At 35.1% G+C, this 22,785-nt stretch carries 18 protein-coding genes; 15 read left to right on the top strand and 3 right to left on the bottom strand.

Features of this window, described 5'->3' with window-relative positions; genetic code table 11:
• The first annotated feature begins 1 nt into the window (after window position 1).
• From DMB68_RS23285 to DMB68_RS23705, 7 genes are all read left to right on the top strand, one after another.
• Complete coding sequence (locus DMB68_RS23285; protein WP_165830082.1) at window positions 2–160, top strand: hypothetical protein; 159 nt, start codon at window positions 2–4, stop codon at window positions 158–160.
• A gap of 5 nt (window positions 161–165) precedes the next feature.
• Window positions 166–1,332, top strand: coding sequence for an LLM class flavin-dependent oxidoreductase (locus DMB68_RS02805; protein WP_110345146.1), 1,167 nt, complete (start codon window positions 166–168; stop codon window positions 1,330–1,332).
• Window positions 1,333–1,353: 21 nt separating this feature from the next.
• Window positions 1,354–2,829, top strand: coding sequence for an APC family permease (locus tag DMB68_RS02800; protein ID WP_110345145.1), 1,476 nt, complete (start codon window positions 1,354–1,356; stop codon window positions 2,827–2,829).
• 535 nt (window positions 2,830–3,364) lie between these two features.
• Window positions 3,365–4,189: a serine O-acetyltransferase EpsC gene (gene epsC, locus DMB68_RS02795; protein ID WP_110345144.1), complete on the top strand. Its 825-nt coding sequence runs from the start codon at window positions 3,365–3,367 to the stop codon at window positions 4,187–4,189.
• Window positions 4,190–4,424: 235 nt separating this feature from the next.
• Entirely contained in the window at window positions 4,425–5,333 is a 909-nt protein-coding gene (gene cysK / locus DMB68_RS02790) for a cysteine synthase A (protein ID WP_110346324.1), read from the top strand.
• Window positions 5,334–5,466: 133 nt separating this feature from the next.
• The gene (locus DMB68_RS02785) at window positions 5,467–6,387 is read left to right on the top strand and encodes a family 2A encapsulin nanocompartment shell protein (protein ID WP_110345143.1); all 921 of its coding nucleotides are present in this window, start codon (window positions 5,467–5,469) and stop codon (window positions 6,385–6,387) included.
• Complete coding sequence (locus DMB68_RS23705; protein WP_110345142.1) at window positions 6,371–8,269, top strand: family 2A encapsulin nanocompartment cargo protein cysteine desulfurase; 1,899 nt, start codon at window positions 6,371–6,373, stop codon at window positions 8,267–8,269. The genes DMB68_RS02785 and DMB68_RS23705 overlap by 17 nt, the downstream gene beginning before the upstream one ends.
• A 99-nt stretch (window positions 8,270–8,368) precedes the next feature.
• Here DMB68_RS23705 and DMB68_RS02775 read toward each other — a convergent pair whose 3' ends face one another.
• A complete protein-coding gene (locus DMB68_RS02775; RefSeq protein ID WP_110345141.1) occupies window positions 8,369–10,573 on the bottom strand; it encodes a bifunctional alpha,alpha-trehalose-phosphate synthase (UDP-forming)/trehalose-phosphatase in 2,205 nt (734 codons plus the stop codon).
• Between the two features lie 81 nt (window positions 10,574–10,654).
• On the opposite strand from DMB68_RS02775, the gene DMB68_RS02770 reads away from it, so the two are divergent.
• Window positions 10,655–12,454, top strand: coding sequence for a glycoside hydrolase family 15 protein (locus DMB68_RS02770; protein ID WP_110345140.1), 1,800 nt, complete (start codon window positions 10,655–10,657; stop codon window positions 12,452–12,454).
• Between the two features lie 115 nt (window positions 12,455–12,569).
• Here DMB68_RS02770 and rocD read toward each other — a convergent pair whose 3' ends face one another.
• Window positions 12,570–13,823, bottom strand: coding sequence for an ornithine--oxo-acid transaminase (rocD, locus tag DMB68_RS02765; protein WP_110345139.1), 1,254 nt, complete (start codon window positions 13,821–13,823; stop codon window positions 12,570–12,572).
• Window positions 13,824–13,972: 149 nt separating this feature from the next.
• Between rocD and DMB68_RS02760 the strand changes: the two genes are divergently transcribed.
• From DMB68_RS02760 to DMB68_RS02745, 4 genes are all read left to right on the top strand, one after another.
• Complete coding sequence (locus DMB68_RS02760; RefSeq protein WP_110345138.1) at window positions 13,973–14,425, top strand: Lrp/AsnC family transcriptional regulator; 453 nt, start codon at window positions 13,973–13,975, stop codon at window positions 14,423–14,425.
• 123 nt (window positions 14,426–14,548) lie between these two features.
• Window positions 14,549–15,322 (top strand): dienelactone hydrolase family protein, encoded by a 774-nt coding sequence (locus DMB68_RS02755; protein ID WP_110345137.1) that lies wholly within the window; start codon window positions 14,549–14,551, stop codon window positions 15,320–15,322.
• A gap of 32 nt (window positions 15,323–15,354) precedes the next feature.
• Entirely contained in the window at window positions 15,355–16,326 is a 972-nt protein-coding gene (locus DMB68_RS02750) for a DUF3667 domain-containing protein (protein WP_110345136.1), read from the top strand.
• Between the two features lie 9 nt (window positions 16,327–16,335).
• Window positions 16,336–17,352 carry a M28 family peptidase gene (locus tag DMB68_RS02745; RefSeq protein ID WP_110345135.1) on the top strand — a complete coding sequence of 339 codons (1,017 nt, stop codon included), beginning with the start codon at window positions 16,336–16,338 and terminating at the stop codon, window positions 17,350–17,352.
• Window positions 17,353–17,528: 176 nt separating this feature from the next.
• Here DMB68_RS02745 and rho read toward each other — a convergent pair whose 3' ends face one another.
• On the bottom strand, window positions 17,529–19,355 hold the full coding sequence (rho, locus tag DMB68_RS02740; RefSeq protein ID WP_110345134.1) for a transcription termination factor Rho: 1,827 nt from the start codon (window positions 19,353–19,355) through the stop codon (window positions 17,529–17,531).
• Window positions 19,356–19,542: 187 nt separating this feature from the next.
• Between rho and DMB68_RS02735 the strand changes: the two genes are divergently transcribed.
• From DMB68_RS02735 to DMB68_RS02725, 3 genes are all read left to right on the top strand, one after another.
• Window positions 19,543–19,959, top strand: coding sequence for a DUF4293 domain-containing protein (locus DMB68_RS02735; RefSeq protein ID WP_110345133.1), 417 nt, complete (start codon window positions 19,543–19,545; stop codon window positions 19,957–19,959).
• 165 nt (window positions 19,960–20,124) lie between these two features.
• The gene (locus tag DMB68_RS02730) at window positions 20,125–20,790 is read left to right on the top strand and encodes a response regulator (RefSeq protein WP_110345132.1); all 666 of its coding nucleotides are present in this window, start codon (window positions 20,125–20,127) and stop codon (window positions 20,788–20,790) included.
• Between the two features lie 190 nt (window positions 20,791–20,980).
• Window positions 20,981–22,636, top strand: a complete 1,656-nt coding sequence (locus DMB68_RS02725; protein WP_231131565.1) for a tetratricopeptide repeat-containing sensor histidine kinase — start codon at window positions 20,981–20,983, stop codon at window positions 22,634–22,636.
• The last annotated feature ends 149 nt before the right edge of the window (window positions 22,637–22,785 follow it).

The following is a 22,785-nucleotide window of genomic DNA, read 5'->3' as shown; positions in this document are numbered from 1 at the left end:
AATGACTCAGACAAACCTTAATCCGGCACCTGCTATAGCAATCAGAGTATCGAAAAAGAATGATGAAATTTCATGGTTTAGTGAAACTGTTTCCAGAAATACAAACGCTTCAGACAGCAGGAATACAAAATTGAAAAAGGATTCTAAAAAAAATAAATAATAAAAATGATTAAAGGAAAAATTGAAACTGTAAGCATCAGAACCACAGAAAGAGTAGCTGAAATTTCCTGGTTTAATGATATTATTGGTGGAGATACAGAATATTTAGGGGTTTTAGACAACACCAGAAGAAGCAGTTACGAGCATTGCAGAGAGATCACTTTAGAGGCTGAACGACTCGGATTTAGTAATATTCTTTATCCTTCAGCTTATACTGTCGGACAGGACGTGCTCACTTTTGCTGCCAGCGTTGCTCCTGAAATCAGTAAGATTACATTATTGCTGGCGATTCGTACCGGAGAAGTTCATCCGCCCATGTTAGCGAGAGCCATTTCTTCATTAGATCATATTTTAAAGGGAAGATTGATTTTAAACATTATCAACTCTGATTTACCCGGAACCCGTGAAGATCCTAATTTAAGATACCAAAGATGTTCTGAAGTAATTCAGATTTTACAACAAGCCTGGACACAGGACAGAATCTCTCACAAAGGCGAAATTTATCAGTTTGACCTGCCGTCAGATCCTGTAAAATCGTATCAGCAAAATGGTGGTCCGTTATTGTATTTTGGAGGAACATCGCCGGGATCAAGAGCGGTTTGCGCCAAACACTGCGATGTATTTTTGACCTGGCCGGAATCTGAAGAATCGATGTATGCAACCTTAAAAGAAATGAGTGAACGTGCTGCAGCAGAAGGAAGAGTTATCGATTTTGGATTAAGAATCCATGTAATTGTTCGCGAAACGCAGGAAGAAGCAAGAGCTTACGCTAAAAAACTGATTTCAAAATTTGATGAGAAACGAGGACTGGAAATCAGAAGCCGTGGAGAAGATTCGCGCTCACTGGGAGTTTTAAAACAAGATGAATTAAGGGAAACGGCTGATGATGAAGGATATGTTGAAGATATTTTATGGACAGATATCGGTAAAGTATTCTCCGGCTGCGGAAGCGGATTGGTAGGAAGTGCCGACCAGATTATCAAAAAACTAAACCGCTATATGGATATGGGTTTCCGTTCTTTTATTTTCTCCGGTTTTCCTCTAATTGAAGAAGCGAATTATTTTGCCAAACTCGTTTTACCACGTCTGCCCAATGTTTCGCTGCCTGATTTACAAGGAAGAATTCCAAAAGAAACACCTTCAACACCTTTAACCAATGCAGAATTGGTTTAGTTATAAAAATTAAAATTTAAAATGTCAGAAATAGAAAAAAAACAAGAATACAAAAGAGAACTCGGTCTTGCCGATGCTGCCTTATTGGTCGCCAGCGGAATGATAGGTTCGGGAATTTTTATCGTAAGTGCCGATGTTACCCGTAATATCGGATCAGCGGGCTGGCTTATTTTAGTATGGTTAATCGGTGGATTCATGACTTTGACTGCAGCCGTTAGTTATGGAGAATTAAGCGGAATGTTTCCTAAATCGGGTGGTCAGTATGTTTATTTAAAAGAAGCTTACAATCCGCTTGTAGCATTTGTTTATGGCTGGAGTTTATTTACGGTCATTCAAACCGGAACCATTGCTGCAGTTTGTGTTTCGTTCTTTAAATTTCTGGCGTATTTTTTTCCACTTTTCAGTGAAGATTTGGTAGCCTTTAAAATTGGAGATTCTTTTACAATTTCTCCGGCACAGCTCTCGTCTATTGTCTTGTTATTCATATTGACATACATCAACACAAAAGGAGTAAAACTGGGTAAAGTAATTCAGAAGTTTTTTACCGGAACGAAATTAATCAGCTTACTAATTCTGATTGTCTTCGGGTTTATCTTTTTTAAACCCGAAATCTGGCAGGCAAACTGGACTAATCCTTTTCATTTGCAAAAACTAAATCCGGATGGGTCTTCTTTACAATATACCAATACACCTGCCTTTTGGGGAGCGATCGCTTCAGCATTAGTGGGAACTGTAATCAGTTATGATGCGTGGAATAATGTGACTTTTGTTTCTGACGAAATAAAAAATCCAAAACGAAATATTGGATTGAGTTTACTTTTAGGAACAGCTGTAGTTACACTTATCTATGTATCGGTAAATGTAATGTTTACAGCAGTATTGCCTGTTGAAGCCATTGGAACACCGGAAAAAGACAGGGTTGGAATTGCCGCAGCTCAGGCTATTTTTGGCTCTAGTGGAACGTCGATTATTGCTTTAATGATTCTGATTGCTTCTTTTGGATGTGCCAACGGAATGATTTTATCAGGTGCAAGAGTCTATCAAAGTATGGCTAAAGACGGTTTGTTTTTCAAAAAAACAGCGATTTTGAACAAGCATTCGGTTCCTGCCAATGCGCTCTGGATACAATTTTTTATGGCTGCAATTTTAAGTTTAAGCGGCCGATACGGAAATTTACTGGACATGATTTCATTTGTGGTAGTGATTTTTTACGTTATAACAATTGCAGGGATTTTTGTTTTAAGAATTAAAAAGCCACAACACGAAAGACCTTACAGAGCCTTTGGTTATCCATTTTTACCTGCCATTTATATTGTCTTGGGATTAGCCTTTTGTATTCTGCTAATTATTTATAAGCCAACTTACACCTGGCCGGGGTTAATTATTGCCGGCATTGGAATACCTGTTTTTTATATCAGAGAAAATTATAACCGTAAAATAACCCTCAAATTCAGACAAAAGGACGAATTAATTTCGGATACGTCTTCTAAAAAGTAGATTTTAAAACCTGAAATTTACTTTTTCATATCATAAAAAATAATAAAGACAGCATAAATGAGTACACATACTTATTCTGCTGTCTTTTTTATTTACAAAACACAAACATATAAACAATTAAAAATCAAAACATTAAATTTAAAAATTCTATATAAATTCATATTTCACCTCTTGATATCAAAGAAATTTTAAAAAACTTTTGGATTTTATGTTTTTAAATTTAACTTTGTCTATAGAATTAGTAGAGTTATAAAATTATAAAAAACTACATTTTGAAAACAACGGCAAGCATATCTTACATCCCTTCTAAAAAATATACTTATAACAACTTTTGTTATATGTGCTTCTGTTGTTAACCTCCTGCCCTTTTCATATTCAATCGGATTTATTTATTAAATCGAGACAAAAAAAGACTCTTTTACATCAAAATATAACCATTACTGACACCCAATTTCAAAAAGGTGCGCAGAACTATATTCAAAAACTGATTCAATACGCATCAGCCAAAATATTTTTAACGCAAAAATAATTCAATATGAACTCATTTTATCAGGAAATAGCAAATCAGCATCAAAACTTATTAATTCTTCCTCCTAAGAAATTAATACATCATTTTATTGATGAGTTATTTTGTGTGTTGTTTTCAACTACGTCTAAATCTTTAGGCAATGTGACTATTATTGAGGGCAAATTCACTGAATTAGAAATTCAGTTCAACGAATTGGTATTGGATTTTGCTCCGGAAAGCGAAGAAAGCCAGTGGCAAACCAAAACATTTTTTGAGGCATTACCGGGTTTACATAAAAAAGTCATAGATGATGCCAGAACTATTTTTTCAAAAGATCCTGCAGCCAAAACTCTCGAAGAAGTTTTATACTCTTACCCAGGCTTTTTTGCCATTGCAATTTATCGTTTCTCGCATCAGCTTTGGGAACAGGATTTAAAGCTTTTGGCACGAACCATTTCAGAATATGCACATATTAAAACCAGTATAGAAATTCATCCCGGAGCGCAGATTGGAGACGATTTTGCCATCGACCACGGTACCGGAATAGTCATTGGAGAAACGGCTGTTATTGGCAATAATGTCCAAATTTATCAGGGTGTGACGCTTGGTGCTCTAAGTGTAAAAAAAGAAGAAGCTTTCATTAAAAGACATCCCACAATCGAAGACAATGTGGTTATTTATGCCAACAGCACTATCCTTGGAGGACAGACAACTGTAGGCAGAGATTCCATCATTGGAGGAAATGTTTGGCTTACTTATACTGTTCCTTCAAACTCGGTTGTGTATCATAAAAATGAAATGAAAGTAAAAGATAACAATCCGTTCCCTGAACCAATTTTTTATTCGATATAAAAAAATTTAAACCATATAAGTTCTATAAGTTCATTTAAAAGCAATGTCTAAAAAAGTTTTTTGTTTCACGCAAATTCTGGCAGATTTAATCTAGATACTATTTATGAAAAAAATCTGCGTACATCTGCTTAAAATCTTTTTTAAATCTGCGTGAAAAATTTTTAAAGCATAGCAATAGACTAAAACTAAAATGAACTTATATCACTTATATGGTGAGAAAAACAAACCAACTATTATGAAATATCAAAATATACTCGAAACCATAGGCAATACACCTCACGTAAGGCTTAACAAACTTTTCAAAAATCATCAGGTTTGGATTAAACTGGAAAAAACAAACCCAGGTTCGAGCATCAAAGACCGAATCGCATTAGCCATGATTGAAGATGCAGAGAAAAAAGGACTTTTAAATCCTGATTCGGTTATTATTGAACCTACTTCGGGAAATACCGGAATTGGACTGGCATTGGTTGGAGCTGTCAAAGGGTACAAAGTCATTTTGGTAATGCCGGAATCCATGAGTCTGGAACGAAGAAAAATCATGAATGCTTATGGTGCCGAATTTGTTTTGACGCCAAGAGAAAAAGGAACTTCGGGTGCTGTTGAAAAAGCACATGAACTTGCTGCCGCAACTCCCAATTCATTTATACCATTGCAATTCAATAATCCTGCAAATGTCGAAGTTCATGAAAGAACAACCGCTCAGGAAATCATTAAAGATTTTCCAGATGGAATTGACTATCTGATAACAGGTGTTGGAACGGGTGGGCACATTACCGGAGTTTCCAAAATTTTAAAACAGCATTTTCCAAATTTAAAAACCTTTGCTGTCGAACCTACCTTATCGCCTGTTTTAAGCGGTGGTCAGCCATCACCTCATCCTTTGCAGGGAATTGGAGCAGGGTTTATTCCTCAGGTTTTTAACAGCAAATATGTTGATGAAATTATTACGGTCGAAAAAGATGCTGCTTTTAATTATGCGAAAAAAATCACCCGTGAAGAAGGAATTTTTGCAGGTATTTCAACTGGGGCAGTACTTTCGGCCGTTTCTCAGAAACTGAAAGATATTCCTGAGAATGCTGTGATTCTGACTTTCAATTATGATACCGGAGAAAGATATCTCTCCATTGATGAACTGTATTAATGGCTTTTGAAATTTAACATATTAATATCCAAATAATTAAAATTAAAACATTTATCGATTATTTTTTTAACATAAATTTACTCACAAACATAATAACGAATAAACCAATCAATTAACCTTTAAAAATTAAATTATGACAGAATTAAAAAAACAACAGACAGCATTAGGCGATGTAGCTGCAAGACAATTAGCGATTGCTACGCGTTCTGTTCCTCAAATCGGAACTATTTCACCACGCTGGCTAACACATCTTTTACACTGGACTCCGGTAGAATCAGGAGTTTATCGTCTGAATAAAGTAAAAGACGGCAGCCATATCGAAGTAGATTGCTCAGCAAGGGACGAAAGAATTTTACCAAACACTTTTGTGGATTACATCGACAATCCAAGAGAGTATAATTTAGCAGCTGTTCAGACCATTGTTGATGTTCACACACGTGTTTCTGATTTGTACAGCAAGCCGTATAACCAGATTACAGAGCAATTACGTTTAGCAATCGAAACGATCAAAGAACGTCAGGAAAGCGAATTAATCAATAACAAAGATTATGGCTTATTAAGCAACGTAGCTCCTTCTCAAATTATAAAAACCAGAACAGGTGCGCCAACTCCTGACGATTTAGATGAATTATTGACAAAAGTGTGGAAAGAACCTGGATTCTTTTTATTACACCCGTTAGCTATAGCAGCTTTTGGACGTGAGTGCACACGTCGTGGTGTTCCGCCTCCTACTACTTCTTTATTTGGTTCTCAGTTTTTGACATGGAGAGGTATTCCGCTTATTCCATCAGATAAACTGCCTATTCAAAATGGTAAATCAAAAATCATTTTGTTACGTACAGGCGAAAGCCGTCAGGGCGTGATCGGATTGATTCAGCCGGGGTTACAAGGCGAACAGTCTCCTGGATTATCAGTTCGTTTTATGGGAATAAACGAAAAAGCAATTGCTTCTTATTTAGTATCGCTTTATTGCTCATTAGCAATTTTGGTTGATGACGCTATAGCAGTTTTAGAAGATGTAGAAATAGGAAAGTATCATGAGTACAAATACTAACAACAACGGTTTGTATGACGTAGCAGATTTGCAGCACATAGCCAATGAGTTGTTTAAGGCCTTACCCAATGAGTTTCCAAAAGAAATTTCACTGAGTCCGGACCATAACGATCATCCAAAAGCTACTAAAGTTGTAGAGACGCTATTGAGTGCAGGAAATCTGGCCGAGTTTACGCCAAATAGCAGTTTACAGAATCCAACTACGACCTACCCTTCTCATTCACCCGTGAGTGGTTTTGGAGTATCCCCTTCTGTTGGAAATTATGCAAACACTGGTGTTGCCGGTTTATATCCCATTACGGATCTGGATACTGTTTTTCCTAACGACAAAAATTTCAACATTAATAATCCTAATACAGGTTTTAGTGATGTTAATTTAAAAGGAAGCAGCAATGACAATAATCCTTTTTCTTCTTTTCCTTTAAATGATAATTATCTGCCTTTTCAAACGCAGAGTTCCTCTTTTGAAAGTGAATTGAGAGAAGCATTAGCAAGTGTCAACACAGCATTCGGAATCCAGTCTGCTTTGACATCAAACCCGGCAGAAGCACAGAATTCGTATTATTTCCTTGAAAACAATCCTTTTGCGTTTGATAAAAAGAATTCATTTCCAACAGCAGGTACAGGAAGTTCTTTTCATGGAATTCATCAGTTAGAAAGTGCTCCTTTTGATGCTAATCTAATCAAAAAGGATTTTCCAATTCTAAGCGAAAAAGTAAACGGAAAACCATTGATTTGGTTTGATAATGCTGCAACGACACAAAAGCCAAAATCGGTTATCGATCGTATTGCTTATTTTTATGAGCATGAAAATTCGAATATTCACCGTGCGGCACACGAATTGGCTGCAAGAGCTTCTGATGCCTATGAAGCTGCCCGCGAAAAAGTAAAAGTGTTTCTGAATGCGGGTTCGATAAATGAAGTAGTATTTGTTCGTGGTGCTACCGAAGGAATCAATCTTGTCGCTCAAAGCTGGGGTGACAACAATCTTTCAGCCGGAGATGAAATTGTGGTGAGTAATTTAGAGCACCACGCCAACATTGTTCCGTGGAAACGATTAGCGGATAAAAAAGGTTTGAAATTACGAGTGATTCCGGTTGATGATGACGGACAAATTCTGTTGGATGAATATGCTAAATTACTGAATTCAAAAACTAAAATTGTGGCTTTTACGCAGGTTTCAAACGCACTCGGAACTGTAACGCCTGCGAAGAAAATGGTCGAAATGGCACATGCTGTTGGAGCCAAAGTTTTACTGGACGGAGCACAATCTGTTTCGCATATGAAAGTAGATGTACAGGATTTAAATGCCGACTGGCTGGTTTTTTCCGGTCACAAAATATTTGGTCCAACAGGAATTGGTGTTTTATACGGAAAAGAAGATTTACTAAACGATATGCAGCCATACCAATCAGGTGGAAACATGATTCAGGATGTGACTTTTGAGGAGATTAAATACCATAAAGCCCCGAATCGTTTCGAAGCCGGAACCGGTAATATAGCAGACGCTATTGGTCTTGGAGCCGCGATTGATTACGTTACAAAAATCGGTATCAACGCGATCGGACAATATGAACATTATTTGCTGGAATATGCCACGAAACTCCTAAAAGAAATTCCGGGTGTTCGATTAATCGGAACTGCGGCTAACAAAGCCAGCGTACTTTCTTTTAATTTACAAGGATATTCTAATGACGAAGTGGGTCAGGCTTTAAACAAAGAAGGAATTGCAGTTAGAACCGGCCATCATTGTGCACAGCCAATTTTACGAAGATTGGGTGTCGAAACTACGGTTCGTCCTTCACTGGCCTTTTATAACACCACTCAGGATGTCGACAAATTTATCGAGACTTTGTGGGAACTTAAAAAAGTCAGGTTCTAATAAAACAGAGTTCACTAACTCAAACTCATAATTGCTTTTTTTGATATTTTAAGCAGTTATAAACAGAAGGCGATTGTTTGTTCAATCGCCTTTTTGTGTTTATTTTAAAATCTGTAAAATCTGTCGAACCTCAGAGATATCATTGACAAAATATCGGGCTGCAGTTTTTGTATTTCCTACTTTAACGGTATAAGCACTCTCCAGTAATTCCTGAAACATATATTCATCAGTCCAGTCATCTCCAATAGCCAAAATAAAATCATAATTGCCCTGAGTTACCAATCTTCCTGCTGCGCGTCCTTTATTCACATTACTGCTCTTCACTTCGAGCACTTTATTCCCTTCCAGCACTGAAAGCGAATTGTTTGCCAAAAGGCTGGTCAGAACATGTTTAAGTTCCATTGTCCTTAAATTGGCAAGCTCAGCATCAGCCCTTCGGTAATGCCAGGCAAGAGAATAGTTTTTTTCTTCAATAAAAGTGCCGGGAGTGCTGTCTGTAAAACTTTCTATAATGGGTCGGATATTTTCTTTCCATTCTGATTTAATGTGTTCCAGGCTTACCCATTCTTTTTCTTTTTTCCTAAGCCATACACCGTGATCTGTTATTAAAGTATAGTTCTTATGTCCAAACCAGTTTTCCAGTGTTTTACGATCACGTCCGCTGATTATAGCGATTTCCGTATTTTCATCTGCTGCAATAGTGTCCAAAAGAGTATATAATTCATCATCCGGACTTGCATCTCCGGGTATATTCTTAAATCCTACGAGTGTTCCGTCATAATCAAGTAAAAGCAGTCTTTTCCCTGAATTCTTATAATCCAATAAAGTATCGTGAATTATTTCAGGATTCATTTTTTTGGTAATTGTGACAGGTTTTGCATTTTTAGTGATTTCAAGGGCATTCAGAAATGAGTCGGCCCATTTTTCTACATTGTAGCGTGAAATTCTTTTCTTCAAGACTTCCAGTCTCGATTTTTGTTCCGCTTCAGGCATTTCCAGGGCATATTTCAGTGTATCTGCAATCTGCTCGAAATTATTGGGATTTACCAAAAGTGCCTCATGCATTTCTTTAGCTGCGCCAGCCATTTCACTTAAAACAAGTACACCTTTTCCTTGTGTTTTTGTTGCTACATATTCTTTAGCAACCAGATTCATACCGTCCCTTGTGGGTGTGACCAGAGCAACATCAGAAGCAACATATAAATCAATCAGGTCATCAAACGGCATTGATCTGTAAAAATACCAGACAGGAGTCCAGTTTACAGTTGCCAGCTGACCGTTTATCCTGCCCACTAATTCATCTGTTTCTCGTTTTAATCGCTGGTATTGAGGAACATTTTCCCTTGAGGGAACAGAAAGCATCACCAGCCTTACTTTCCCTTTATATTCCGGATATTTGTTCAGAAAATATTCAAAAGATTTTATCCTGTTCGGAATACCTTTGGTGTAATCCATTCTGTCGATTGATAAAATAAGCTTACTTTCAGAAAAAGACATATTATGCAGCTCGATATTGTGCATCAGTTCTGATTTTGTAGCATCCGGACGTACTTCGTGTTCCAGAGCCGCATTATGGTATTTATCATAATCAATTCCCATAGGAAAAGAATCTACTTTTACAATTCTGTCCTTGTAAAATATTTCATTAAAGCGAATTTCAAGACCGGTAATTCTGGATGTAGAACTGATAAAATGCCTCACATAATCATACGTATGAAAACCAATAAGATCAGCACCAAGCATACCATATAATAGCTCATCACGCCATGGGCAAGTCCTGAAGAGCTCGAATGACGGATACGGAATATGCAGAAAAAATCCAATGGTAAGATTTGGCGCTTTCTCCCGAAGTAATTCAGGAAGCAATAAAAGCTGATAATCATGAATCCAGACAGTATCACCTTCGTTTACATTTTCAAGGATGATATCAGCAAATTTCTGATTCACATTTTTATAAGATTCCCAATGTGTAAGTTCAAATTCAGTATAAGCCTGAAAATAATGAAAAAGCGGCCATAGCGCAGTATTACTGAAGCCATAATAATAATTTTCTATATCGTATGCTGTCAGGGGAACTCTGATACATTTTTCTTTAGCCAGAGCCTTGTCTACTTCGTTTTGTCTGCTGGGTTCTATTTCTTCTTCTGTGAGTCCTGACCATCCTATCCAGATTCCGTTTCCTTCAGAGTGCACTGATTTCATTCCTGTTGCCAAACCGCCAATACTTGATTTTACTACTAATTTTTCTTCATCAAATTTTAGGTCTACAGGAAGCCTGTTGGAAATTATAATTGTTTTATTCATTTAAGAATGGTTTGGATTAATAACATCGTTTTAGTAAATTTAAATAATTAATACCCTTTTACCTAACTAAAAGATTACTTTATGAAGAATTTAAACTACGGTATTATTGGTAATTGTCGCAGTGCTGCATTGGTTTCGGATAAAGGAGCCATCGAATGGTGCTGCCTTCCGGAATTTGATTCTGCATCAGTATTTGCAAAAATATTAGATCAGGAAATTGGAGGAAGTTTCGAAATTCTGGTAACTGATGATTATACAATTATTCAAAAATACATACCCAATACAAGTATATTAGTAACTACCTTTTCTAACGGTACTGATACTTTTGAAATTAATGATTTCATGCCCCGTTACCGGAAAGATAAAGGAGGCTATATGGCTCCTCCGGAAATTATCCGGTATTTTAAAAAAGTTTCCGGTTCGCCATCATTTAAAATAAAATATGAACCGCGCCTTGATTATGCATCAGGCGTTACTACCAGTTTTGTCAAAACAAATCATATTGTGAGCCTTACAGGAACAATCAAATTCGATTCGCTTTTCTTGTACAGCAATTTAGATCTGGAAAGTATAGCTAACGGAAACGAGATCACACTTAAGGATGATGGCTATTTGTTGATGGCCTATAATGAGAAAATTTTTATTCCAACGCTCACAAAAATAAATCTGGAATTCGAAAGAACCAAAACCTATTGGCTGAGCTGGAGTGATAAAACTACAGAATACAAAAAATACAATGAGCAGATTGCCCGAAGTGCTATCACACTGAAATTGCTTAGTTATGAAAAAACCGGTGCTGTTTTGGCCGCAGCCACAACCTCTCTGCCGGAAACTATTGGTGAGGTCAGAAACTGGGATTACAGATTTTGCTGGATCAGGGATGCTTCTATGGTAGTAAAAGTGATTTCTGAACTTGGACATAAAAAACTCGCGAAAGATTATCTGCAATTTATTATAGACCTGGTTCCTAATAAAGATGAGAAGCTACAAATCATGTATGGCATCAACAAAGAAAAAAAACTGACTGAAGAAACCCTCGATCACCTGAGCGGTTACATGGGAAGCAAGCCTGTAAGAATTGGCAACGCAGCCTACTCTCAGCGTCAGAATGATATTTATGGCATTTTGATGGATGTGATTTACCAGCAGCTTATTACGTTTAGCAATGATACTGAAAATGGTGAAGAACTGTGGAACATCACCAAAGGAATTGTCTGGGTAGTCGACAAACACTGGCAGGAACCAGATAAAGGAATTTGGGAATTCAGAACAGAAGAACGACATTTTACGTTTTCTAAAATATTATGCTGGACAGCAATAGACAGAGCCATCAAAGTAGCCAAAATATTAGGCAAAAATCACAAAGTAGAAAAATGGGAACCCTTGGCCGAAGTTATAAAAAATGATATTATGGAAAACGCCTGGAATGAATCGGTACAGGCTTTTACACAATCCTATGGTTCTAACGATCTTGATACCTCTGTACTTTTAATGGAAAGTTACGGGTTTATTGAAGCCATGGATCCAAAATATGTGGCAACAGTTAAGGCGATTGAACGTGATCTGAGCAATGACGGACTTTTATACCGATACAAAAATAAAGATGATTTTGGTCTTCCCTCCTCTTCTTTCACCATTTGTACTTTTTGGTTCATTAACAGTCTGTACAAAATTGGAGAAGAGAAGAAGGCGGAAAAACTCTTTGAGCAATTGCTTTCTTATAGTAATCATTTAGGGTTATTTAGCGAAGATATCGATTTTGAAACCAAACGCCTTTTAGGTAATTTCCCGCAGGCATATTCGCATTTAGCCCTAATAGAAACTGCTATAAATCTCTCCAATATTACTCATGAGGAGATTGTACTGGATGCCATTCGATAAAAAATAAAGTTTGTACAATAAAAAAACCGTATCATTTGAAGTTAATACCTTCAGGAATGATACGGTTTTTTAAATAATGCTATTAGAATCAAATTAATTCCTTTCAGCGTGTAGTCTAATTTCTAAAATGATTCAAAGATTTCTCAATAATTTCAAGGCATTCCTGAATCTGAGTTTCGGTAATAACCAAAGGTGGAGCCAGACGAATTTTGTTGCCATGGGTTGGTTTTGCCAATAAACCGTTATCCCTGAATTTCAGACAGATTTCCCAGGCCAAATCTGATTCTTCATCAGAATTGATTACGATTGCATTTAGCAAACCTTTACCACGAACCAAAGTAATCAGATTGTTGCGTTCTGCTATTTCGTTTAAGCCTTTTCTTAAAACAATTCCTAAGCGTTCAGCATTTTCAGCCAGCTGCTCGTCTTTTACCACTTCAAGAGCTGCAATAGCAACCGCTGCTGCAACAGGATTTCCTCCAAAAGTCGATCCGTGTTGTCCCGGTTTGATTACATTCATAATTTCGTTATTCGCCAAAACTGCCGAAACAGGATAAACTCCGCCAGAAATTGCTTTTCCTAAAATCAGGATATCAGGCTGCACATTTTCGTGGTGAACCGCTAATAATTTTCCGGTACGGGCAATTCCAGTCTGAACCTCATCGGCAATAAACAAGACGTTATGTTTTTCGCAAAGGGCTTTTGCTTTTGCTAAATAACCTTCACTCGGGACATAAACTCCGGCTTCGCCCTGAATTGGTTCCACCAGAAAACCGGCAATATTTTTAGAGGATTCAAGAGCTTTTTCCAAAGCCGTTAAATTATCATATTCTATTTTTATAAAACCTTCTGTAAAAGGTCCAAAACTTTTACGGGCACTCTCATCATTTGAAAAAGAAATAATGGTAGTCGTTCTTCCGTGAAAATTATTTTCGCAAACAATAATCTGTGCCAGATTTTCATGAATTCCTTTTACTTCATAAGCCCATTTTCTACAAAGTTTTAGAGCAGTTTCTACCGCTTCAGCACCCGTATTCATTGGCAATACTTTATCAAAACCAAAATAATTGGTTACAAACTCTTCGTAGTTTCCTAATTTATCGTTGTAAAAAGCTCTTGAAGTCAAAGTCAGTTTTTGCGCCTGATCCACCATTGCTCCCACAATTTTAGGATGACAATGCCCTTGGTTTACGGCAGAATAAGCAGATAAAAAATCATAATATTTTTTGCCGTCAACATCCCACACATAAACACCTTCTCCCCTGTCTAACACTACCGGAAGTGGATGATAATTGTGAGCTCCGTATTTATTTTCTTTTTCAATTAAAACTTCTGATTTCACTGAAAGGATTTCTTGTTTATGTGCCATGATTGTCTATTTATAACTTTTACAAAAATAATCATATTATATTATTTAACAATATAAGACACTATTTTTGACTTTATTTACCCAATAAAAAGTTAATTTTACATATAAAAGAAATAAAAAAGTCAATTTTAATTTTTAAACATTAAAAAATGAACCCTTTAGACGAATTTGACATTAGAATTATAAAAGAACTTGAAAAAGACGGCAGAATGGCTTTTTCTACTATTGCTGCTACTTTAAAAATTTCAAACACCATGGTACACCAGCGTGTTAACAGATTAACAGAACAGGGCATCATCTCTGGAATCAGGCCTTTGGTGAACGAAAAAAAAATTGGTTATGACTGGGCTTCTTTTACCGGAATCACACTCAATAAAGATTCAGATTCCGACAGGATTATCGAAGCATTAAAAGCAATTCCGGAAATTACAGAGTGTTATTATGTAACTGGTTCTTTTACGCTTTACATCAAAATCATCGCCCAGAATCATGAACATATGCGAAAGGTTCTGTACGAAAAAATAGACCGGATTTCAGGGATTGCCAAAACCGATTCCATAGTCGAATTAGGATGTGCCTTTAAGAGAAACATTACGCTTTAAAACATCTTCTAAAAACATAATTCTCAACATTTTGAATTCTTTTAAAAAACCTCAAAAGAAAACCATTTTGAGGTTTTTTCGTACGATTATATTTCAGATATTTGTTTAAAATTGTAAAAAATCATGAAAAAATCAACATTCTTTATTTTAGTTATTTCCTTATTTTTCTGCACTATGAACGCCCAATTAAAAACCGTAAAATACATTGATGGAGATCAGGTTCTGAATGGATTGTCTATAAAATCTGCGAAAAAAAGCAGCCAAAATCCTGGAATTTTGCTTTTGCCGGCATGGCTTGGAATTGATAATGCTTCTAAAGGAATTGCAGAGGACCTGTCAAAATTGGGCTACACCGTTTTCATAGCTGATATTTATGGTGAGGGAAATTATCCAAAAAACACTGCTGAAGCAGGAAAACAGGCAGGATTTTACAAAAATAACTATCAGGCTTATCAAAAACGAATTCAATTGGCTTTGGATCAATTAATCAAATCCGGAGCAAATACTGATAATATTGTAGCTATTGGATATTGTTTTGGAGGAACAGGAGTTCTGGAAGCAGCACGAGGAGGACTGAAACTAAAAGGAGTTGCATCATTTCATGGCGGTTTAGGTAAGGATGCTGCCAGAAAAACAGAACCAATTTCAACTAAAGTTTTAATATGCCACGGAGCAGATGATCCATTTGTTCCAAAAGAAGAAATAGCTGCCTTTCAACAAGAAATGCGTGATTCAAAAGCCGACTGGCAAATGATTTATTATGCAAATTCGGTACATTCATTTACGAATCCGGAGGCTGGAAATGATAATTCTAAAGGCGCTGCCTATAATGCAGTTGCTGCGAAAAGATCATTTGAACATTTGCAGCTTTTTCTGAATGAAGTTCTTAAAAAATAAGCATTATATACTAATCAAAACCAAAAAAGTCCATGTCACACAGTCCGATTAGAGAAGATAAAACCTGTTTAAATTGCGGTCATTTTGTTGAGCAAAAATTCTGCCCTAACTGCGGACAGGAAAACACAGATTCCAGAAAAACATTTCACCATCTTTTTATTCATTTTTTTGAAGACTTAACACACTACGAAAATGCTTTTTGGAAAACCATTAAAAACCTTCTCTTTAAACCTGCGACATTAACAAAAGAATACCTTTCAGGAAAGCGATTGTCTTATTTAGCTCCTGTTCGTTTGTATATCTTTATCAGTTTTATTACTTTTTTATTAATTGCTATATTTCCCGGCAGTGTTAATGAAAATATTAATAAAAGTGAAAAAGAATTGAATGCGGAGATGGTTAAATCTAATATAAAGTTGGGGGACATAGGAAGCAATGATAAATATTTTCATTTAAAATCAATGAAAGAAATTGATTCTATTCAGAAATATGGCAACGAGAAAAATAAGCTTAACTCATTTTCTTATTGGACTTATGAAAAAGCGGTACATATAACTGAAAAGTTTACTAAGAAAGAAATAATTGAAAAATTCATAGAATCCTTTTCTCACAATATCCCGAAGATCCTTTTTATAATTATGCCTTTTTTCGCCTTTTTCCTATGGCTGTTTCATGATAAAAAGAAATGGTATTATTTCGATCATGGCATTTTTACACTTCATTATTTTTCATTTTTGTTGCTGATTTTCCTTGTAATGTTTATGATTGACAGGATTATCGGTCTTTTTGGAGATGATAGTCCGTTGAGTATTATTTCTACCATTACCGGCATTGTCGGAACAATCTGGATGTGTTATTATTTTTATCCTGCGCATCATCGTTTTTATGGAGAATCCAGAATAGTTTCTTTTGTTAAAAGCGCGATATTATTCATTATAAACGCTCTTTTTATTATATTTTTACTATCCCTTTATGTTATTTACACATTTATAAACATACACTAAAAACAAATAATGAAAAAAATTGTATTTCTATTATTAATTGCTTCTGCATTTTCATGTAAAAACACTCAATCGGTTACTTATAAAGATAATTCTGACCCAACCAAATACATAAAGGTCATTAAAGAAAAAGACCTGAAAGAAATGCTTTACGTTGTTGCTTCTGATGAAATGGAAGGTCGCGAAACCGGATCAAAAGGACAAAAGAAAGCGGGACTTTACATGATTGAACAATACAAGGAAAATGGAATTTCATTTCCTAAAGGAGCAACTGACTATTATCAACATATTCCGGCATCTTTTTTAAATGCAAGACGCAATGAGAACTTGCCAGATTCAGAAAACATCTGGGCTTATATTGAAGGCTCAGAAAAACCGAATGAAGTTTTGGTAATCTCAGCCCATTACGACCATGTAGGCATTCAAAATGGTGAAGTTTTTAATGGTGCCGATGATGATGGTTCAGGAACAGTAGCTTTATTAGAAATGGCGAAGGCTTTTGCAAAAGCAAAAAAAGACGGACACGGACCAAAACGTTCAATTTTATTTCTTCACGTAACAGGCGAAGAGCACGGATTGCATGGTTCAAGATATTACTCTGAAAATCCATTATTCCCGTTAGCAAATACAGTTGCTGATATTAATATTGATATGATTGGCCGCCGTGATGTAGAGCATGCTAAAACAAACAACTATGTTTATGTTATTGGAGCCAACAGATTGTCTACAGATTTACATAATGCTGTTGTGTCACAAAATGACAAATATATCAAAATGGACTTGGATTTTAAATTTAACGATCCTAAAGACCCTAACCGTTTTTATGAGCGCTCTGATCATTATAATTTTGCAAAACATGGCATTCCAGCCGTTTTCTTTTTTAATGGAGTCCATGAAGATTACCACGGAAAAGATGATATAGCAGAAAAAATTGAATATGATGCTTTAACCAAAAGAACCCAACTTGCTTTTGTTGTTGCATGGGAGTTGGCAAATAGAGAGAATCGCCCAGTAGTTGATAAAAAATAGATTTCTATTTTAGATACTAAGGCTCAAAGTTGCAAAGCTTCATAGGTCTTGGAAATCTTAAACAATAAAAAAAGGATGAGTTAAAACTCATCCTTTTTATTTATATATCTAAATTCAGAAGTTTATTAAATTTTTAAAAACTTTATAACTTTGAACCTCCAAACCTTTGTCCCTTACTAATCATTCATAGAAATCAAAAACTCTTCGTTATTTCTGGTTTTCTTGAAACGATCGTTAACAAAATCCATAGATTCTACCGGGTTCATATCAGAAAGATATTTACGCATAATCCACATTCTTTGTAATGTTTTTTCATCCAGCAATAAATCATCACGACGAGTACTTGAAGATGTAAGATCAATTGCAGGAAAAATACGTTTATTTGCAATTTTACGATCCAGCTGAAGCTCCATGTTACCTGTTCCTTTAAATTCTTCGAAGATAACTTCATCCATTTTAGAGCCTGTTTCAGTTAATGCAGTTGCGATGATACTTAATGAACCTCCGTTTTCTACATTTCTTGCCGCTCCAAAGAAACGTTTTGGTTTTTGTAATGCATTAGCATCAACACCACCACTTAATACTTTTCCTGACGCTGGCTGTACTGTATTGTATGCTCTTGCCAAACGGGTAATTGAATCTAAAAGAATCACAACATCATGTCCGCATTCTACCAGACGTTTTGCTTTTTCAAGCACAATATTAGCAATTTTCACGTGTTCCTGTGGCTCTCTGTCAAAAGTCGAAGCAATAACTTCTCCACGTACACTTCTCTGCATGTCTGTAACCTCTTCAGGACGCTCATCAATCAAAAGAACGATTAAATAAACTTCAGGATGATTTGCTGCAATCGCATTAGCAATATCTTTTAGCAACATTGTTTTACCGGTTTTCGGTTGTGCGACTATCATACCACGCTGCCCTTTTCCGATTGGAGAAAATAAATCAATAATTCGGGTGGATATAGAACTGCCTTTTTCGGCTAATTTGAATTTTTCAGAAGGAAAAACAGGTGTCAGATGTTCAAAAGAAACTCTGTCGCGAACTACCTGCGGATCATGTCCGTTAATTTTTAATACACGAACTAATGGAAAAAATTTCTCTCCTTCTTTTGGAGGACGAACCACTCCTTTTACGGTATCTCCGGTTTTAAGACCGAATAACCTGATTTGTGAAGTGGATAGATAAATATCATCCGGAGAAGCTAAATAATTATAATCTGATGAACGCAAGAAACCGTATCCATCGGGCATCATTTCAAGAACTCCTTCACTTTCGATAATTCCGTCAAATTCAAAGTCTGAATCCCTGAAATTATTATTCTTTTTATTTTTATGATTTGGATTTTGGTTTCCGTTATTTCCATTTCCATTCCCGTTTTGATTTGGATTCTGATTCTGATTCGGGTTTTGGTTAAGATTTTGATTTTTATTCTGATTAGGATTAATCTTTTTTACCGGAGCAGCTGCCTCTGTTTTTTCAGCTGTTGGCAATTGGTTTTCAACAGTTTCCTTAACTTCCTCTACAACATTTTCTTCTTTTTCGGCTTCTTTCTCTTTTTGTTGAGCAACCTTTTTCTCGTAAGCTGATTTATTAAATTTTACGATTTTTGGTTCTTTTTTATCTACTTTCTGTACTGTTTTATTTTCAGCAGTTTCCTCAGTTTTTGGTTTTTCCTGAATTTTGGCATTTGGCTTTGAAACAACCGGAGTTTGTATTTCTTCACGGGGTTCTTCTACCTTATCAAATTCTAAAACGGGAGCATTTTTACTAATTACCGCTTTTTTCACAGGAACTATTCTGGCTCTTTTTGGTTTGTCATCAACTATTTCTGCCTGATCAACAGTAGGGACAGGCGGCGCTACAGTCGCTTCTTGGTGTGCTAAAATCTGAGAAATTAAAGTGTCTTTTTTAACACCATTAAACTTTATAGTTTTAGCTAACTTAGCTATTTCTTGAAGCTCAGAAAGCTTCATTTCTTTTAATGCAGAAATGTCAAACATGAATGTTCTATGAATTTAATTATTTTAACGGAAAATACTGTAAAAAGAATAGGTAGATAATTATTTTTTTGAATTGACCGCAGTATGAAGTGCTTACGGTATTATGATGCAATAATACGAATAAAATTTAATCATACAATAGTATTTATAAAAAAGAAAATATATTTTTGTAAAACAATTTCAGATTATGCTACAACGAATTCAAACTATATATTTACTCCTTACCTTTTTAATTACAGGCGTTTTGTTGTTTTTTATTCCTCTTTGGACATTAAATAATGGAAAAGCTTTTTATTTTATGCAGGATCAGCTCTACACTGTACTTTTAGGTTTGAGTACCATGTTAACGATTATCAGTATTATATCATACAAAAAAAGACAAAATCAGTTTGTTATGGGCAGACTGAACATCTTATTAAATTTAATTTTATTAGGATTATTTGTTTACCGTTCACTAAATTTATCTGGAGAAACTGTTAACGCGGTTTCTGAGAAAGGTATTGGGATGTTTCTTCCTATTGTTGCTATCGTGTTATTAGTTTTAGCTAATAAGGCCATCAAAAAGGATGAAGATCTTGTAAAATCTGTGGATCGTTTGAGATAAACCTATAAACTTAGTTTATTGCGCGAAGAGAACCCGAATTGTAAGATTCGGGTTTTTTTGTGGAAAATTCACTACATTTACTATCAATCAAAGAAAATAAACTTTAGAAATCCAATCTTTTAAGTAGAATTTTCATAATTTCGCTTTTGTTATTTCAATTTATTTATGACACATAAAATAAAAATACATCTCGCTGATGACCATTTAGTACTTATTGATGGATTAACCAATTTATTAAGTACTGTTTCTGAATTCGAAATTGTAGGTTCATCCTCTAACGGTTTGAATATTTTTGATGAAGTAACAGCCAATAAGGCCCAAATCCTTGTACTTGATCTGAGTATGCCTGAAAAAGACGGCATCGAAGTTTTAAAAGAGTTTCATCAAAAAGGGTATCCTTGCAAAGTTATCATCCTGTCCAGCTATGATGATTTAAAAATCATCAGGGAAGTAATGAATTTAGGTGCCAGTGGTTATCTGACAAAAAAATGTGCGGGCGAAAATATAATTGAAGCTATTGAAGTAGTAAATCAGGGAGAAGAATATTTTTGCAACTCAGTAAGAGAAAAAATCTTCAATACTTTTACAGAAAACAATCCTAAATTAAACAAAAAGAACATCATTCCTGAAAATTCAATTTTAACTTGTCGTGAATTGGAAATTGTAACTCTGATTTCACTTGAATACAGTGGTAAAGAAATTAGTGAACAGTTGTTTATCAGTACCAATACGGTAGAAACGCATCGTAAAAATATTATGAAAAAACTACAGACAAAAAATACTATTGGACTTGTAAAATATGCCATTAAAAACAATTTGATAAAATCTTAAAAGCAGGCTTCATAATTTACAAATTAGTCTTTCTCACCATATCGCCAATCATAGAGTATTTAAAATCATGTTTTTTTTTTAGAAAAACACAACATTCAATTATAACACATTTGATTTTAAATTTATAAACTATATTTTTATCCACTAATTTTTTACTATGTTGGCTTTTCGCAATTTTATAAGTCTTTTTTTGATATTACTTTTTTGCATTCCTGCTATAGGCCAAAAAAAAAGCTTTACAGAAAAAGAATTACTAAAACTTTATAACGAAGCAACTACTAATCTACACAAAGAAGACTACGAGAAATCGCTAATACAGTCCAGGCAGCTCTTAAATCATTCTCTTTTATCACGAAACAACAATTTAATTGCCCGATCATACAATACAATTGCAGCCAATTTTGATGGAATATCGGAACCTGACAAGGCACTGTTTTATTACCAAAAAAGTTTAATATATGCTGAAAAATCTAATAATTTAGAGCTTCAAAACTGGCTTTACAATAACATTGGTAATATCTATTGCTTTGACAAGAAGAAATACGAAAAAGGAATTTCTTACTATATCAAATCGTTATACTATAGCAGGGCAGTTAAAGATTCTTCGCAAGTTTTTCTGACCAAACTCAATATTGCATGGGCCTATTTTGATATTGGACGTTTTCCTGAAGGGTATCCTTATTTAAAATACATCAATAAATACAATCATAGATATGGTATTGAAACCACTGCTGCTGTTACTGACATGCTCAATGGCATGTATTATACCTACAAAAATGACAATCCAAAAGCAGATTACAGTTTTAAAAAAGGGATACAAAACGCCATAAAATACGACGAAAAATCCGATTTATCCTACATTTATCAGGAGTATTCAAAATTTTTATCTAAAAATAAAAACTTTGAAGCGGCTTATAAAAACCTAAAAGCCTTTCAGGAGTTAAACGACGAAATAAACCTCCAAGACAAGGCCAAAAAAGCAAAAATCGCCGGAATTAATCTCGAAATTGATGAATACAAAAGAGAGATAGACAAGATGGGGATTGAAAGCAAAAAGAGGGAAAAATTATTTCATTCTGAAAGTGCCCGTAAAAACAAGATGACAACTATTATCTTGTCATTATTCCTCATTAGCCTTATTTTGTTTTACTTTTTTTATCAAAACACAAAGCTGAAACAAAAAAACAGAATAAAAGATATTCAGAATAAGATAAATCAAAACATAATTAATGCCAGCATTGACGGACAGGAAAGCGAACGTAAAAAAGTTGCTTTATTTTTGCATGATACAATCAGTGCTTCCTTATCATCTGCAGGAATGCACCTCAATGTTTTTTTATCACAACATGACAGCCTTCCTGCTGAAATTACAAAAACAAAATTAATATTAGATGAAACCCATGATAAGGTCCGGGATCTTTCGCATGATCTTATCCCTACCTTATTGGCACGTTTTGGATTGTTATATGCTCTGGATGATTTATGTGAAAAATACTCTAATTCTACTTTGCATTTTGAATACCAGAATACCATTCCGATCAAAAAAAGATATACTGAAAAATTTGAAACGAGGCTCTATTTTATCATTTCTGAGCTTTTAAATAACATCATCAAACACAGTCAGGCGAGTAAAGCCGAAATTTCACTGATTGAAAACAATAACGAAATGATTATTGAAATTACAGATAACGGAAAGGGTTTCGATACCAATAAATTTAATTTTGTGGAAGGATTTGGCCTTAATCAAATCAAAGCCAGGATAAATAACCTCAATGGACAATTTGATGTAAAATCAAAAATAAATGAAGGAACTTTAATTATGATTAGTGTGCCTTTAAATGGATAAATTAGTTTCTCCCGATTTGTAATTTTTAAATTTAGAAGTTTATACTTTCAACAAAAAACGCTTCTAAAATAGAAGCGTTTGTTTATTATTACAACGGATTAGTCTTTATAATCTTAACTGTTTTTTTTCAATCATATTGAAGAGAAAAA

Source organism: Flavobacterium hydrophilum (assembly GCF_003202405.1).
GTDB lineage: Bacteria > Bacteroidota > Bacteroidia > Flavobacteriales > Flavobacteriaceae > Flavobacterium > Flavobacterium hydrophilum.
The sequence above is the reverse complement of the archived record's forward strand: the minus strand, read 5'-3'. Positions and strand labels throughout refer to the sequence as shown.